Source organism: Bradyrhizobium sp. Kon56, assembly GCF_055807635.1.
Genome location: NZ_JBVVOU010000011.1, coordinates 24,604 through 39,425, shown reverse-complemented (window position 1 = coordinate 39,425; position 14,822 = coordinate 24,604). Strand labels below are relative to the sequence as shown.

Annotated in this window: 12 protein-coding genes; 7 read left to right on the top strand and 5 right to left on the bottom strand. The window is 65.0% G+C overall.

What is annotated here, in order from left to right:
- Positions 1 to 125 precede the first annotated feature (125 nt).
- Both AC0L3B_RS19165 and AC0L3B_RS19160 read right to left on the bottom strand, forming a co-directional pair.
- Positions 126 to 3,566 (bottom strand): tetratricopeptide repeat protein, encoded by a 3,441-nt coding sequence (locus AC0L3B_RS19165; RefSeq protein WP_473380895.1) that lies wholly within the window; start codon positions 3,564 to 3,566, stop codon positions 126 to 128.
- Between the two features lie 360 nt (positions 3,567 to 3,926).
- The gene (locus AC0L3B_RS19160; protein ID WP_018460020.1) at positions 3,927 to 4,517 is read right to left on the bottom strand and encodes a PadR family transcriptional regulator; all 591 of its coding nucleotides are present in this window, start codon (positions 4,515 to 4,517) and stop codon (positions 3,927 to 3,929) included.
- A gap of 200 nt (positions 4,518 to 4,717) precedes the next feature.
- On the opposite strand from AC0L3B_RS19160, the gene AC0L3B_RS19155 reads away from it, so the two are divergent.
- Genes AC0L3B_RS19155 through AC0L3B_RS19140 form a run of 4 tightly spaced genes read left to right on the top strand, consistent with a single transcriptional unit; the run spans position 4,718 to position 10,431 of the window.
- A complete protein-coding gene (locus tag AC0L3B_RS19155) occupies positions 4,718 to 5,104 on the top strand; it encodes a nuclear transport factor 2 family protein (RefSeq protein WP_018460019.1) in 387 nt (128 codons plus the stop codon).
- Positions 5,105 to 5,142: 38 nt separating this feature from the next.
- Complete coding sequence (locus AC0L3B_RS19150; protein WP_018460018.1) at positions 5,143 to 6,933, top strand: acyl-CoA dehydrogenase C-terminal domain-containing protein; 1,791 nt, start codon at positions 5,143 to 5,145, stop codon at positions 6,931 to 6,933.
- A gap of 57 nt (positions 6,934 to 6,990) precedes the next feature.
- A complete protein-coding gene (locus AC0L3B_RS19145) occupies positions 6,991 to 8,199 on the top strand; it encodes an acetyl-CoA C-acetyltransferase (RefSeq protein ID WP_018460017.1) in 1,209 nt (402 codons plus the stop codon).
- Between the two features lie 18 nt (positions 8,200 to 8,217).
- Positions 8,218 to 10,431, top strand: coding sequence for an FAD-dependent oxidoreductase (locus tag AC0L3B_RS19140; protein WP_085351979.1), 2,214 nt, complete (start codon positions 8,218 to 8,220; stop codon positions 10,429 to 10,431).
- Between the two features lie 71 nt (positions 10,432 to 10,502).
- Here the strand turns inward: AC0L3B_RS19140 and gstA are convergent, their stop codons facing one another.
- Positions 10,503 to 11,117, bottom strand: a complete 615-nt coding sequence (gene gstA, locus AC0L3B_RS19135; RefSeq protein WP_018460015.1) for a glutathione transferase GstA — start codon at positions 11,115 to 11,117, stop codon at positions 10,503 to 10,505.
- Positions 11,118 to 11,243: 126 nt separating this feature from the next.
- Here gstA and AC0L3B_RS19130 point away from each other — a divergent pair, with 126 nt between their 5' ends.
- The 3 genes from AC0L3B_RS19130 (at position 11,244) to AC0L3B_RS19120 (ending at position 13,892) form a co-directional block, all read left to right on the top strand.
- On the top strand, positions 11,244 to 11,738 hold the full coding sequence (locus AC0L3B_RS19130; protein WP_007599417.1) for a MarR family winged helix-turn-helix transcriptional regulator: 495 nt from the start codon (positions 11,244 to 11,246) through the stop codon (positions 11,736 to 11,738).
- Between the two features lie 99 nt (positions 11,739 to 11,837).
- Positions 11,838 to 13,208, top strand: a complete 1,371-nt coding sequence (locus AC0L3B_RS19125; protein WP_018460014.1) for a glutamate--cysteine ligase — start codon at positions 11,838 to 11,840, stop codon at positions 13,206 to 13,208.
- Between the two features lie 111 nt (positions 13,209 to 13,319).
- A complete protein-coding gene (locus AC0L3B_RS19120; protein ID WP_473380894.1) occupies positions 13,320 to 13,892 on the top strand; it encodes a PAN domain-containing protein in 573 nt (190 codons plus the stop codon).
- Positions 13,893 to 13,898: 6 nt separating this feature from the next.
- Here the strand turns inward: AC0L3B_RS19120 and AC0L3B_RS19115 are convergent, their stop codons facing one another.
- Positions 13,899 to 14,465, bottom strand: a complete 567-nt coding sequence (locus AC0L3B_RS19115; RefSeq protein WP_085351978.1) for a nucleotidyltransferase family protein — start codon at positions 14,463 to 14,465, stop codon at positions 13,899 to 13,901.
- Between the two features lie 8 nt (positions 14,466 to 14,473).
- A complete protein-coding gene (locus AC0L3B_RS19110; protein WP_018460011.1) occupies positions 14,474 to 14,821 on the bottom strand; it encodes an MmcQ/YjbR family DNA-binding protein in 348 nt (115 codons plus the stop codon).
- Between the last annotated feature and the right edge of the window lies 1 nt (position 14,822).

The following is a 14,822-nucleotide window of genomic DNA, read 5'->3' as shown; positions in this document are numbered from 1 at the left end:
CATGCCCCGGCTTGACCGGGGCATCCACTACGCCGCAGCTTCTCCGTATCCAACCGACGCCTCTGGAATACTGGGTCGCCCGGTCAAGCCGGGCGACGACAAGAGGAGAAAGCGTACTAAACCGATTAATGCACAGCCGAGGCCGCGCGCTTGGCGGCAACCGGCTTCGGCGCAGGCTTCGCGTTGGCCTGCGGGGCGCTGTCCCAGCCGCCGTTCGGGGCCGCAACATTGACGGCGTCGTCGGGCTGCGGTTCGGCGCTGAAGGTCTGGATCGCGAGCTTGGCGGCGGCGAGCGATTGCGGGTCGAGCCGCTTGGCGACGTCGTCGCGCTTGCCGGCCGCGTCCGCATCGCCCTGGGCGGCGGCGAGCGTGAACCATTTATAGGACTCGGCGAGGTTCTGCTCGACCCCGATGCCGCGGGCATAGAGGATGCCGAGGTTGAACTGGCTGTCGGCGACGCCGCGGTCGGCGGCCTTCCGGAACCACAGTGCCGCGCTCTTGTAATTGGCTCCGCGTCCGCCGCCATCGGCGTCGAGCACCGCGAGATTGTGCATCGCCTTGGCGTTGCCGCGCTCGGCCGCCTGCGTGTAGTAGCGGCGGGCGATGTCGGCGTCCTTCTTCACGCCAAGACCCTTTTCGTAGAGTGTCCCGAGGCGGAAGGTTGCGGGCACGACGCCGGCCTGCGCCGCACGGTCGTACCATTTGGCGGCTTCGTCGTAATTCGCGGCCACGCCCTTGCCCTCGGCAAAGCGCACGCCGATCTCGTAGGCCGCGGTCGCATCGCCCTTCATCGCGGCGGTGCGCAAGCCGGGGCCACCGATGCCGTCAGGCAGCTTTTCGCTCGGCGGCACCTGGATCATCGCGAGTTTCGCGCGGCTCGTGCCCGACAGCGCGCCGGTGACGTCGCTCGACGCCGCAGGCGGGGTTGGCGCCGCGGTTTGCGGGATTTCGACCGTAGCGGTGCCGCTCGGGCTCGTCACGGACCCCGGCGCGGCATTGTTCTGCGACTGCTTTCCGATCGGCGTCGGCGAGGTCATCGAGGGCGTGACCTGCTCTGGCGCGGCGGGCTTGTTCTCAATGGACGGCAGGGCTCGCGGCGCGGGCTCGCTCGACGTATTCTCCATCGCCTGCGGCGCTGGCGACGAGCTGCTGCCATCGAGCAGGTTCATCGCCATCTTGAAGGTGCCGAGCACGATCACGACCACGCTCGCGCCGACCAGCAGCGAGCGGATCTTCGAGGTGATGGTCGACCCGCCTTCCTGGCCCTTGTCCTTGGCGCGGCCGGCAGACGCCTTGGCGGCCCGGCCGGTTTTCTCGGGTGGCTGCGCGGCGGCGGCTTGCGCTGCGCGGCGCGCGGCAGCGATGAAGCTCGACGACGACACCGGCTCCTTGGGCGCGGCCGGGATTTCGCTGATTGCGCTTTCGGACGCAGCGATGCGCTCGGACGGCGTGGCGACGCGGCCACCCGGCCTTGTGCCCGGCTCGAGCGGATGATCCGGCGGCAGTTCGGGCGCAAGCGCGGCGCGCGTGGGCGCGGTATGCGGCTCCAGGATTTCGCTGATCGCGCGTGGCGGAACCGGCGGTGCCATCGGCATCGGCGGCGGCGGCGCCGCCGGCGCGGCGGCTTGGAATTCGCGCGGCGCGGCGGCGAAGGCGGCGTGCGCCGCCTGCGCGGCGGCTGGATTGGGCAGCTCGGGCTTCGGATCGTATTTCGGGTGCTGCTGTTGCTGCGGCCGCGGCTCGTGCGCCATCGGCGCGGGCGCCATGGGAGCGGCCATCGGCATCGGCATCGGCTGCGCCGCAGGGGCGGGCGGCGCGGTGCGCACATTGCGAAGATCGCCCTCGATCATCGAGAGACGATCGACGACGTGGCCAAGGGCGTTGTGGACGGCCTCCAGCGAATCCTGGGTGGTCCGGTTGGTCTCGGCCTGGCTGAAGCGGATGTCGGAGAGCTCGCGCTTGACGAGATCGACCATGCCGGAATCGGCGGGCGGCGCGGAGTTGCGGCTCTCCGCCAGCGCGGAATAGGTCGCCTGCTGCCGCTCCAGGTGGCGCAGGATGTCGTGCAGCCCGTCCTCGACGCGGCTGAAATTTCCGTTGCGCGGATCGGAGGCGGCCTCGAGCCGCTCCAGCAGATACGAGACCCGCTGTTCAAGATGAGCGAAGGTCGAAGCCGAGTCGTTGCCGACCTGCATGCGATCGAAACGGTCGGACAGGGCGCGGATCGCGCTTTCGAGCTGCTCGCTGCTCTCGGATGGTTGAGGGCGCTCGCGCGTTTCCAGAGCGGCGGTGAGCGCCGCGATGCGCTGTTCCAGCAGCGCAAAACTGTCGCCTTGGCCGGACGCACGGGTGACCTGGTCGACCTTGGACGACAGCAGCTGCACGTCGTCCGAGAGCCGTGCCAGCGCTTCGTTGGAGGCAACGTTGGAGACGATGCCACGCAGCGCCGAGATCGCGCCTTCGAGCTGGCGGACCGTCGACGGATCGTCATTGGCGCGCAGGATCAGATCGAGCTTGGCGCCGAGATTGCGGATCGCCTCGTCATAGCCGGTGAGCTGCTCGGCCGGCGTCAGCGTGCGGAGCACCTGCTTGATCTCGGACAGCGCGTGCTCGATGCCGGACAGGACCTGACCGTCGGTGCCGTTGGAGCGGGTCTCGTCGATGCGCCGATGCAGCGAGCGGATCTCGTTCTCGATCGATTCGATCGCGCGGCGCGGCATCGCCTCGGTGATGGCGTTGCGGATCTCCGCAAGCTCGCTGCGGAACGTGTTGATCGCCTGCTCGGTATTGTCAGGGCGCTGCAGCGATTCGATCTGGCTCGTGATCTTGAGCAGATGGCGCTCGAGCGCAGAGAAATCCGGCCCCGGCTGGGGTGGCGGCGGAGCATAGGCAGGCGCGGGCGGCGCCATCGGGGGCGCGTAAGGAGCTGCCGCGGGCGCGATCGGCGGCGCGGCGCGCGGCGGCATCTGCCTGGGCGTAAAGCCGTCGAGCTCGCTCTGCCGTGCGGTGATCTCGGCCACCGCGACGTCGAACGAAGCGGGGCTCAGGGGCGGTGAGTTGCGATAGACCTGTGCTGCCGCGCGCTCGACCGCATCAGCCTGGCGCTGGCGCGTTTCAACGGGGGCCTGTCGCGGTGCCGGAGCCTGCTGCGGCTTTGAGATTTGCGACAGCCTTGCATCGAGCCGCGAGATCGCGTCGTTGAGCTGGCGCGCAACGCCCTGCTCGCGCGAAACGTCTTGTCGCGGAGTATCTTGTCGCGAAGGATCTTGCCGCGGCGCGGGCTTGGAAATCCGCTCGATCTGCTGGGTGATTGCGTCGAGCCGCTGGTGGATGTCGGCAACTTCGCGGCTTTCCTGGCTCGGTACTTGAGTCGGTACCTGGCTCGGGACGTTCTGGGCTTGCGGGCGCTGGTCGTAAAGTCCGCGAAAGTTTGGCGGGGCGGTCTCGCCGAGCGTGGAGTTCAGCCAATCGTTGAGTGACATGCCGGCGCGACGCGCAGCAGCTTCGGCCCGCTCCCGGACGGATGGATCGATGCCGTCAACACTCCACGATACGCGCGAATTCATGACTCTGTCCGGTTCCGACTCCGGCGCCCCATCCGGCGCCTCCAGTCTTCCCTCGCGTGCCGGTTGCAAAGACAATCGGATTTGGCGCGGGTCGTCTGCCTCGAAAACCGACTTTTGTCTGTTACGGTAAATAACGGGTTAAGGAACCCGTTGACGGTGTCTTAAAGTTGGGCGGCGGGGTGCGACACCCACCGCTGTCATGCCCCGCGAAAGCGGGGCATCCAGTACCCGCAGCCTCTCGATTCCAGCCGCGCAGCCTCTGGAATACTGGATCGCCCGCCCCCGTGCGCAATTGCGCACAAGGCGGGCGATGACAGCGGAATAATACGCAACGGCACGTCATGGCGTCTGGCCAGCCCCTCAGCCCTTGCCCTCGCGCTTGCCATCCTCCAGCGGCACCACGGTGCCGCTTGCGCTCATCGCCGACAGGGCCTCGAGCGCCTCTTCGCAGAAATCGGCCACCATCTGCTCGTGCCGGGCGCCGAGCTGAAGCAGCAGCAGGTTACCGAGGTCGAGCACGCCGGACGCCGCCCCTTCCGGGAAGCGCTTCTTCAGGATGCGCTCGTAGTTCTCGTGGCGATCGCGGTGGTGCTCGAGCCGGGCCATCAGGTCGGTGCGCATGGGCTCGAGGCCGATGCTGTCGAGCGCATGCAACCGCACCAGGAGATCGTCCTTGATGGAAGGGGGCGTGCTTGGCCGCGCGGCCCAGTGCCGCAGCGCTGTTCGGCCCTCCGGAGTCAGCGTATAGATCAGTTTATTGGGTTTGCCGGTTTGCACGACCTCGCGGCCCTGGATGTAGCCGCGGTCGCGCAGCTTGGAGAGCTCGCGGTAGATCTGCTGGTGGTCGGCCTTCCAGAAGAAGCCGATCGAGGAATCAAATGTCTTGGCGAGCTCGTAGCCCGTCATTGGACGTTCCGTCAGGCAAGCGAGGATTGCGTCGCCCAAAGCCATGACCCGGTCCTCCTGTTGTCGATCTTAACCAATTGGCTTGACTTTATGCGCATCGGCGCATATGCGTCAATGTGCATATGAGGCGACCCAATAACGAGGGCAAAACCGCCCCGAAAACCCCAATGGAATCAACCTTCGCGCTACTGTGCATGGGGTTGTTTTCGCGTTTTTTTGCCCGAGCCTTTTAGGGAGGCACCTGAATGACCGGCCTCGAGTCCTGGTACGGCTACATGAAGTCGCATGACCGGGCAGCGCTCTGGGACTTGCTGCATCCCGACGCCGTCTTCGAAAGCCCCGTCGTGCACGCGCCGCAGCGCGGCCGCGACATCACCTTCAAATATCTGGCCAGCGCTGAGAAGGTGCTTGGCGGTCCCGGCTTCAGCTATGTCGGTGAATGGAAGAGTGAGAGCGGCGCCGTGCTCGAATTCAAGACCATGATCGACGGCATCGAGATCAACGGCGTCGACATCATCAGTTTCGACGGCGAGGGCCGCATCACGCATTTCAAGGTGATGGTGCGGCCGCTCAAGGCCATCAACATGCTGCATCGCCTGATGGCCGAGCAGTTGGCCGCCACTCAATCCTAAGCCAACACCGTCACTTCAAGGCCTGCCGGGAGACCACCATGCCGATCTACAAAGCCCCCGTCGAAGACGTGAACTTCCTGCTCAACGACGTCTTCCAGATCGACCGCTACGACAATCTGGCCGGCTTCTCCGACGCGTCGAGCGACGTGCGTGAAGCCATTCTCGGCGAAGCTGCCAAGCTTGCCGAAGAAGTGCTGCAGCCGCTCAATCGCGTGGGCGATCTCGAAGGCTGCAAGCGCGCCGATGACGGCAGCGTCACCACGCCGACGGGATTCAAGGAGGCGTTCAAGCAGGTCGCCGAAGGCGGCTGGCTCGGCCTGTCGGCGCCGACCGAGTTCGGCGGCCAGGGCCTCCCGGTGACGCTGAGCCAGGCGGTCAACGAATTCCAGATCTCCGCCAACATGGCGTTCTCGATGTATGGCGGCCTCACCATGGGCGCGACCGCGGCGCTGATCGTCCACGGCACGCCGGAGCAGAAGCAGACCTACGTGCCGAAGATGGTGGCGGGCGAGTGGACCGGCACCATGAACTTGACCGAGCCGCATTGCGGCACCGATCTCGGCATGCTCCGCACCAAGGCGGTGCGGCAGGCCGACGGCAGCTTCAAGATCACGGGCACCAAGATCTTCATCTCGGCCGGCGAGCATGACCTCGCGCCCAACATCATCCACCTCGTGCTTGCCCGCATTGAGGGCGCGCCCGCCGGCATCAAGGGCGTGTCGCTGTTCGTGGTGCCGAAATTCCTGGTCAATGCCGATGGTTCGGTCGGCGCACGCAACGGCGTGGTCTGCGGCTCGATCGAGCACAAGATGGGCATTCACGGCAATTCCACCTGCGTGATGAACTACGACAACGCCACCGGCTGGCTGATCGGCGAAGAGAACAAGGGCATGCAGGGCATGTTCGTGATGATGAACGAGGCCCGCCTCGGCGTCGCCGTGCAGGGTCTCGCGCAGTCGGAAGTGGCCTATCAGAACGCGGTCGCCTATGCGCGGGATCGCATCCAGGGCCGTTCGCTCACCGGTGCCAAGGCGCCGGACAAGCCGGCCGATCCGATCATCGTCCATCCCGACGTGCGCCGCACGCTGCTGTCGATCCGCGCCTTCAACGAGGCCGCGCGCGCCTTCGTGATGTGGACCGCGCTGAAGAGCGACGTCGCCCATCGCTCCGAGGATCCCAAGGACCGCCAGGCCGCCGATGATCACATGGGCCTGATGACGCCGGTGCTGAAGGGCTTTCTCACCGATTACGGCTTCGCCAACGCGGTGCAGGCGCAGCAGATGTATGGCGGCCACGGCTATATCGCCGAGCAGGGCATGGAGCAGTTCGTGCGCGATGCCCGCATCGCCATGATCTACGAAGGCGCCAACGGCATCCAGGCGCTCGACCTCGTCGGCCGCAAGCTGCCGCGCGACGGCGGCCGCGCCATCATGGCGTTCTTCGGCGAGGTCATGGCCTTCGCCAAGGAGAACGGCGGCGACGAGGCGATGAAGCCCTACATCACTCCGCTCTCGGCCTCGCTCGGCCATCTCCAGCAGGCCACCACCTGGCTGATGCAGAACGCGATGGCCAAGCCCGACAATGCCGGTGCCGCCGCAACCGATTACCTCAATCTCTTCGGCTTCGTCGCGCTCGGCTATATGTGGGCGAAGATGGCGAAGGTGACGCAAGCCAAGATTGCCGAGAGCGGTGCGACGCCCTATCTCTCGACCAAGCTCGTCACCGGCCGTTTTTTCATGGAGCGGATGCTGCCGGAGACCGCCGCCAATCTCGCGCGCATCCAGGCCGGCTGCGCCACCATCATGGAACTGCCGGCGGAAGCGTTCTGAAGCCGCTTTCGCTGCGACCGGATCACGACCACAAGATCATCACATCAGGAGGGCGTCATGCCTGAGGCATTCATCTACGACCACGTCCGCACCCCGCGCGGCCGCGGCAAGGCGGACGGCGCGCTGCACGAAGTCACCGCGCTCGCGCTCGCGACCGTGCCGCTCAAGGCGCTGAAGGACCGCAACAACCTCCCCGAAGATTCCGTCGATGACGTCATTCTCGGCGTGGTCGATCCGGTCGGCGAAGCCGGCTCCGACATCGCGCGCTTTGCCGCGCTGAAGGCGGGCCTCGGCGAAGCGGTGCCGGGCGTCCAGATCAGCCGCTTCTGCGCCTCCGGCCTCGATGCCGTGAATTTTGCCGCAGCCCAGGTGATGAGCGGCCAGCACGAGCTCGTGATCGGCGGCGGCGCCGAATCGATGAGCCGCGTCGGCATCGGCGCTTCCGGCGGCGCCTGGCCGATGGACCCCTCGATGGCAGTGCCGGCCTATTTCATGCCGCAGGGTGTCTCGGCCGATCTGATCGCGACCAAATACGGCTTCTCGCGTGACGACGTCGACGCCTATGCGGTGCAGAGCCAGCAGCGTGCGGCGAAGTCCTGGGAAGAAGGCCGCTTTGACAAGTCGGTCGTCCCGGTGAAGGACATCAACGGCCTCACCATCCTCGCCAAGGACGAGCATATGCGTCCTTCGACGACGATGCAGTCGCTGGCGCAGCTGCAGCCGGCGTTCACGATGATGGCGCAGATGGGCGGCTTCGATGGCGTCGCGGTGCAGTCGCATCCGGAAATCGAACGCGTCAATTACGTGCACCACGCCGGCAATTCGTCGGGCATTGTCGATGGTGCCGGCGCCGTTTTGCTCGGCAGCAAGGAAGCCGGCGGCAAGTACGGACTGAAGCCGCGTGCAAGGATCCGCGCATTCGCCAATATCGGCTCGGAGCCCGCGATGATGCTGACCGGTCCGGTTGATGTCACCGAAAAGCTGTTCGCGCGCTCGGGCATGAAGAAGTCGGACATCGACCTGTTCGAGCTCAACGAGGCCTTCGCCTCGGTTGTGCTGCGCTACATCCAGGCCTTCGACATCGACAACGCCAAGATCAACGTCAATGGCGGTGCGATCGCGCTCGGCCATCCGCTCGGCGCGACCGGTGCCATGATCCTCGGGACGGTGCTCGACGAGCTCGAGCGCACCAACAAGGCGACCGCACTGGTGACGCTGTGCATCGGCGGCGGCATGGGCACCGCGACCATCATCGAACGCGTCTAAGGGCAGGGAGCAACCAGCATGGCTTACAAGAACTTCAAGGTTGAGACCGATTCCGACGGCATCGCGCTCGTGACCTGGGACATCCCGGGCCGTTCGATGAACGTGCTCGACGAGACATCGACCAGCGAGCTCGACGCGATCGTCAAGGCGACCACGGCCGACGCCGTGGTGAAGGGGGTCGTCATCACCTCCGCCAAGGAGGCGTTCTGCGCGGGTGCCGATCTTTCCATGCTCGAGGGCATGAATCAGGCCTACGCAAAAGTGTTTGGGGAGCAGGGCGAGACGGCCGCGAACCAGATGCTGTTCGAGCAGAGCCGGCGCTTCTCGCAGGTGCTGCGCTCGATCGAAACCTCCGGCAAGCCGTGGGCGGCGGCGATCAACGGCCTCGCGCTCGGCGGCGGTTTCGAGATTACGCTGTGCTGCCACTATCGCGTGGCGGCGGAGAATCCCAAGACCCGCCTCGGTCTGCCCGAGGTCAAGGTCGGCCTGTTCCCGGGCGCCGGCGGCACGCAGCGCGTGCCGCGCCTGGTGCCGCCGCAGGACGCGATGACGATCCTGCTCAAGGGCGATCCGGTCACGATCGAGAAAGCCAAGGCGCTGAATCTGATCCACGCCATCGTTCCCGCCGCCGACCTCGTCAAGGCGGCAAAGGACTGGATCAAGGGCGGCGGCAAGGCTGTTGCGCCCTGGGACGAGAAGGGCTTCAAGCTGCCGGGCGGTCCGGTGTTCTCCAAGGCCGGCATGATGATGTTCCCGGCCGGCAACGCGATCTATCGCCGCGAGACCTACGACAATTATCCGGCCGCACGCGCGATCATGAGTTGCGTCTACGAGGGCCTGCAGCTGCCGATCGACGCCGCGCTCCGTGTCGAGTCGCGCTACTTCACCTCGGTGCTGCGCTCGAAGGAAGCGGCTGCGATGATCCGCAGCCTGTTCCTGTCGATGCAGGAGCTCAACAAGGGCGCGCGCCGTCCGAAGGATGTGCCGCCGACCAAGGTGAAGAAGATCGCCGTGATCGGCGCCGGCTTCATGGGCGCGAGCGTCGGCTATGTCTCAGCCCGTGCCGGTCTCGACGTCGTCCTGATCGATCGCGACCAGGAGAGCGCCGACAAGGGCAAGGCGCATGCGCAAAAGGTGATCGAGGAGCAGATCAAGAAGGGCCGCGCCAAGCCCGGCGACGCAGAAGCGCTGCTCGCGCGCATCACGGCGACCGCGGACTATTCCGCGCTCAAGGACGTCGATCTCGTCATCGAGGCCGTGTTCGAGGACCGCAAGGTCAAGGCTGATACCTTTGCCAAGGCGCAGGAGCACATGAAGCCGGACGTGATCTTCGCGTCCAACACCTCGACGCTTCCGATCACCTCGCTGGCGGAATCCTTCAAGGACCAAGGCAGGTTCGTCGGCATCCACTTCTTCTCGCCGGTCGAGAAGATGATGCTGGTCGAGATCATCCAGGGCAAGAACACCGGCGATCTCGCGATCGCGACCGCGCTCGACTACGTCCGGCAGATCGGCAAGACGCCGATCGTCGTCAACGACTCCAGAGGCTTCTTCGCCAATCGCTGCGTCGGCCGCTACGTCGCCGAGGGCAACGAGATGTTCCTCGAGGGCGTGCCGCCGGCGATGATCGAGAACTGTGCCAAGATGGCCGGCATGCCGGTCGGCCCGCTCTCGCTGTCGGACGAGGTCGCGCTCGACCTCGGGCTCAAGATCATGAAGGCGACGGAAGCCGACCTCGGCCCCAACGCCATCAATCCCGATCAGAAGAAGCTGATGGTGGAGATGGTCGAGAAGCAGGGCCGTCTGGGCCGCAAGAACAGCAAGGGTTTTTACGATTACCCCGAGAAGGGCAAGGGCCAGAAGAGCCTGTGGCCGGGCTTGTCCGCGCTGCAGCCCAAGCAGCTCGATCCCGATACCCTCGACGTTGAGGAGTTGAAGCAGCGCTTCCTGGTAGTGCAGGCGGTGGAGGCCGCGCGCACCGTTGAGGACCACGTCATCACCGATCCGCGCGAAGCGGATGTCGGCTCGATCCTCGGCTTCGGCTTCGCGCCGTTCACCGGTGGCACGCTGTCCTATATCGACTTCATGGGCCCGAAAAAATTCGTCGAGCTTTGCCACAAGCTGGAAGCGAAATACGGCTCGCGCTTCACCCCGCCGAAGCTCCTTGAGGAGATGGCCGCGAAGGGAGAAACCTTCTACGGCCGCTTCGCTCCGAAGAAGGCGGCGGCGTGATTCTCTGAACCCGTAGCCGGGATAAAAAATACGAAAGGCCGGATTTTCGATCCGGCCTTTCGCATGTGCGCTCAGGCAGCCTGGATCAGCCCTTCCTTCTTCATCGCTTCCTGCACCTGCGGCCGCGCCGCGACGCGGGTCTTGTACGCGGCAAGGTTCGGCATCGCCGAGAGGTCGAACTTCATCCGGTCGCCCCAGGTCAGCATCGTGAAGAGATAACCGTCGGCCACCGTGAACTGCTTGCCCATGAGGTAGTCGCGGCCGGCGAGCTGGCTGTCGATGTATTTCAGCTTGCCCATGACGCGGTCCTTGAAGAAGGCCTTGGCCTCGTCGTTCAGCGTCGGCGCGAACATCGGGCCGAAGCTCTTGTGGACCTCCGAGGTGAGGAAGTTCAGCCATTCGAGCAGCTTGTAGCGCTCGGCGCTGCCGTGGGCCGGCGCCAGCGCCTTGGCTGAGGCCTGATCGGCGATCATCTGGACAATCACCGGGCCTTCGGTCACGATCTCTCCGCTATCGAGGCCCAGCGCAGGGACCTGGCCCTTGGGGTTCAGCTTCAGATAATCCTCACCGTTTTCGAGCTTCTTGGCCCGAATATCGACCTTGACCAGTTCATAGGGCAGGCCGGCTTCCAGGAGCGCGATATGGGGGGACAGCGAGCACGCACCGGGCGAATAGTACAATTTCATGGAATTTCCTCCTCTTGTTGCTTGGTTCAGGCGAAAGAACGACTACATGCATCTGCTTGAAATAGTCAAGATTGATGCAGGTGCATCGAATAGGGTAAGAGACGGGCGACGAGCTTGAGCGGGACCATGAAACGCAAACCATCGACCGAGGCGACTTCCGCCTGGATCCGCTTGATGCGGGTGCAGAGCCGTGTGCTCAATTGCGTCGAGCAGGACCTGAAGAAGGCCGGCTTCCCGCCGCTCGCATGGTATGACGCGCTGCTCGAACTGTCACGGGCGCCCTCGGGCGAGCTCCGGCCGGTCGAACTCGAACGGCAGATGCTGATCCCGCAATATTCGACATCGCGGCTGATCGACCGCCTGGTCGACGAAGGCCTCGCCTCGCGGCGTGAATGCAAGATCGACAAGCGCGGCCAGTTCGTGGAGATCACGGAAGCCGGCCGCGAATTGCAGAAGCGGATGTGGGGCGCCTATTCGGCCGCGATCGAGAAATATGTCGGTTCGAAGCTGTCCGATGCGGATGCCGTGAAGCTCAGCGGTCTGCTCGACCGTCTGGGCTGCTCGTGCGGCGAGATGAAACTGCCGCCTGCCCACGTCAACGAAACCACGCCGTTGCGATGATCGCGCGGCAAACCAGCTCGTCCGTGCAGCCGGTGGCTGCGCGGACCATCCCTGTCACCCACGCGCGTTCGATCGAAGCGCTTTTGATTAGAGTCTGATATGGCGCGAGACCAGATCGATATGACGCCGCTGCAATCGCGCGACGAACTCGTCGCGTGGTTCGAGGCTGGTTGCAAGGACCCGTCCGAATTCCGCATGGGCACCGAGCACGAGAAGACGCCGTTCACGCTCGAAGGCCACCGTCCGGTGCCCTACGAGGGCGCGCGCGGTATCGGCGCGCTGCTCGAAGGCATGAAACTCCTGCTCGGCTGGGAGCCGATCATGGAGAAGGGCAACATCATCGGCCTCTACGACGTCACTGGCGGCGGCGCGATCTCGCTCGAGCCTGGCGGGCAGTTCGAACTCTCGGGTGCCCCCGTCGAGAACGTGCACCAGACCCAGAGTGAGCTGATGGCGCATCTGGCGCAGGTGCGCGAGATCGCAACGCCGCTCGGAATCGGCTTCCTCGGGCTCGGCATGACGCCGTCCTGGTCGCGCGCCGACATCCCGGTGATGCCCAAGGGCCGCTACAAGATCATGACCAATTACATGCCGAAGGTCGGCCAGTACGGCCTCGACATGATGTACCGGACCTGCACGGTACAGACCAATCTCGACTTCTCCTCCGAAGCGGACATGGTCAAGAAGCTGCGTGTCTCGCTCGCGCTCCAGCCGGCCGCAACCGCCTTGTTCGCCAATTCGCCGTTTACCGAGGGCAAGCCAAACGGCTTTCTCTCCTTCCGGTCCGAGATCTGGCGCGACACCGACAACGCGCGCGCCGGCATGATGCCGTGGGCATTCGAGGACGGCATGGGCTTCGAGCGCTATGTCGACTACGCGCTCGACGTGCCCATGTATTTCGTCAAGCGCGACGAGGACTACATCGACGTCTCGGGCTCCTCGTTCCGCGCCTTCTTCGATGGCCGCAACAACAATTTGCCCGGGGAACGCCCGACGCTGTCGGACTGGGCCAACCATCTTTCGACGATTTTCCCGGAGGTGCGGCTCAAGCGCTATCTCGAGATGCGCGGCTCCGACGGTGGCCCGTGGGGCCGTCTGCCGGCGCTATCGGCGTTCTGGGCCGGGTTGCTCTACGACGATGTGTCGCTGGATGCCGCCTGGGACCTCGTGAAGCACTGGACCGCGCATGAGCGTCAGGCGCTGCGCGACGACGTGCCACGCTTCGGGTTCAAGTCGCGAATCAAGGACCGCTATCTGTTCGAGATCGCCAAGGAGTGCCTCGTTCTGGCGCATGCCGGCTTGCGCCGGCGCGGCCGGATCGACCAGCTTGGCCGCGACGAGACCAGGCATCTGGAGCCGCTCGATCGCATTATCGATTCCGGCCGCACGCCGGCTGAGGAGATGCTCGACAAGTTCAACGGTCCCTGGAACCGCTCGGTGGAACCGGCCTACGCGGAATACGCGTTCTAGACCCAAGGCAAAACGATCGGACTCGGGCCGTTCATCGCCCGTACAGGTTTGCGGCGATCAAATGGCCAGCTGAAAAACCCGAGCGTCGTCAATAACTCGAAAGCTGTTCCGATGGGGAAGGGCCGCCTGGCCGTCATGGCAAGCGTCCTGGCAGGCGTCGTAGCCTGCGCCGCGTTGCTTCCGCTCGTGTTTGCGAGCTGGCCTGCGCGCGCCCAGACGGCGTTCGACCGGCCAGGCGGAGATTATTTCAGCTCTCCGGTCACGTCGGGCGATCCCGAGGATTGCGCGCTGCTGTGCGAGCGCGACCGCCGTTGCCGCTCGTGGAGCTTCAACTATCCTGACATCGAAGGCGGCTCGGCGGTGTGCTGGCTGAAGAACACGGTGCCTGCGCGCGTGCCGGGAAGCTGCTGCATCTCCGGCGTGCGCGGCGCCGGTGTGATCGAGCCGCGTGTCGAAGGCGTGGAGACCTCCATCGACCGCCCCGGCGGCGATTTGCGCAATTTCGAGATGAAGGACGGCGAAGGCGAAGAAGCCTGCAAGGCCGTCTGCACCGCCGACAACAAATGCCGCGCCTTCACCTATGCCCGCCCGGGCTACACGGGACGCGAAGCGCGCTGTTTCCTGAAAAAGGAGATCAAGCCGCCGCGGCGGAAGGCGGGATTCACGTCGGGCGTGGTGAGATAGCTCGGATCATTCCGGCGCAATCACCGTAAGCTCGGGCCACAACGCCCTCCATCTCGCGGCCTTTACCGCGTAATTCGCTGCGGAGAAATTCGGGCTTGGATTGGGGCGTGCAATCAAGCCGGCCACGTCATCGAAGCCGTGCGGCGCATAAACGTCGAAACCGTCGTCCGAGCGCCGCACGCCCACTTGCGTGTTCTGTGTGAGGAAACGGTCGATACCGTCAGTCGAGCACGACAGCGGCGGATAGGGCAGGCCGTGCTTGGCCGGATACCACAGATGCACGCGTGCCTGGTTGCGGGTCTCGATCTTGACGCCGAGATGATCGAGGCGCGCTTGCAGCTTGCGGATCACGACGTCCTCCGCGTCCCAGGAGGTGTCAGGGTCGAAGTAGAAGACGTCGTAATCGGCAATGCCGTAATCGATCGCACGGCCGGTGAGCACGTTCCAAACCGATTGCACGAGACATCCCGAGACCAGCCACGCATCGGGCAGCGCGAGCTGGTGGAGCTCATCGAGAATCGCGACGTTAATCGGGTTCTTTAGCGCCAGCGCGAGGAAGCGGGCCTCATCCATGACAGTCGTCACGCGCTCACGCGTGCATCATAATCCGCTCGCGCCGCCTTCGAAGCCAGCGCGCGCCAACGCCGCCGCAGCAGCGACTCCACGATCGCGCGCTTTGCCTTGGACAGGCGGATCAGCACTATCGGATAATCGGCGTAGTGATCGGTGAAGTAGAAGATTTTTGGCTGGCTCTCGACCAGCATCGCGCGCTCGTCGACCGGGACGTCCGGCATCACCAGGCTGTCGCCATCTTCCTTCAGACGCGCCAGCATCTTCTTGCGCACCTTTAGTGCGGGCGTGCCGTAGGAGGTACCGTCCTCGACCTCCGGCCACGTCAGTGCGAATTTTCTGACGTCGTCGAAGGTCATG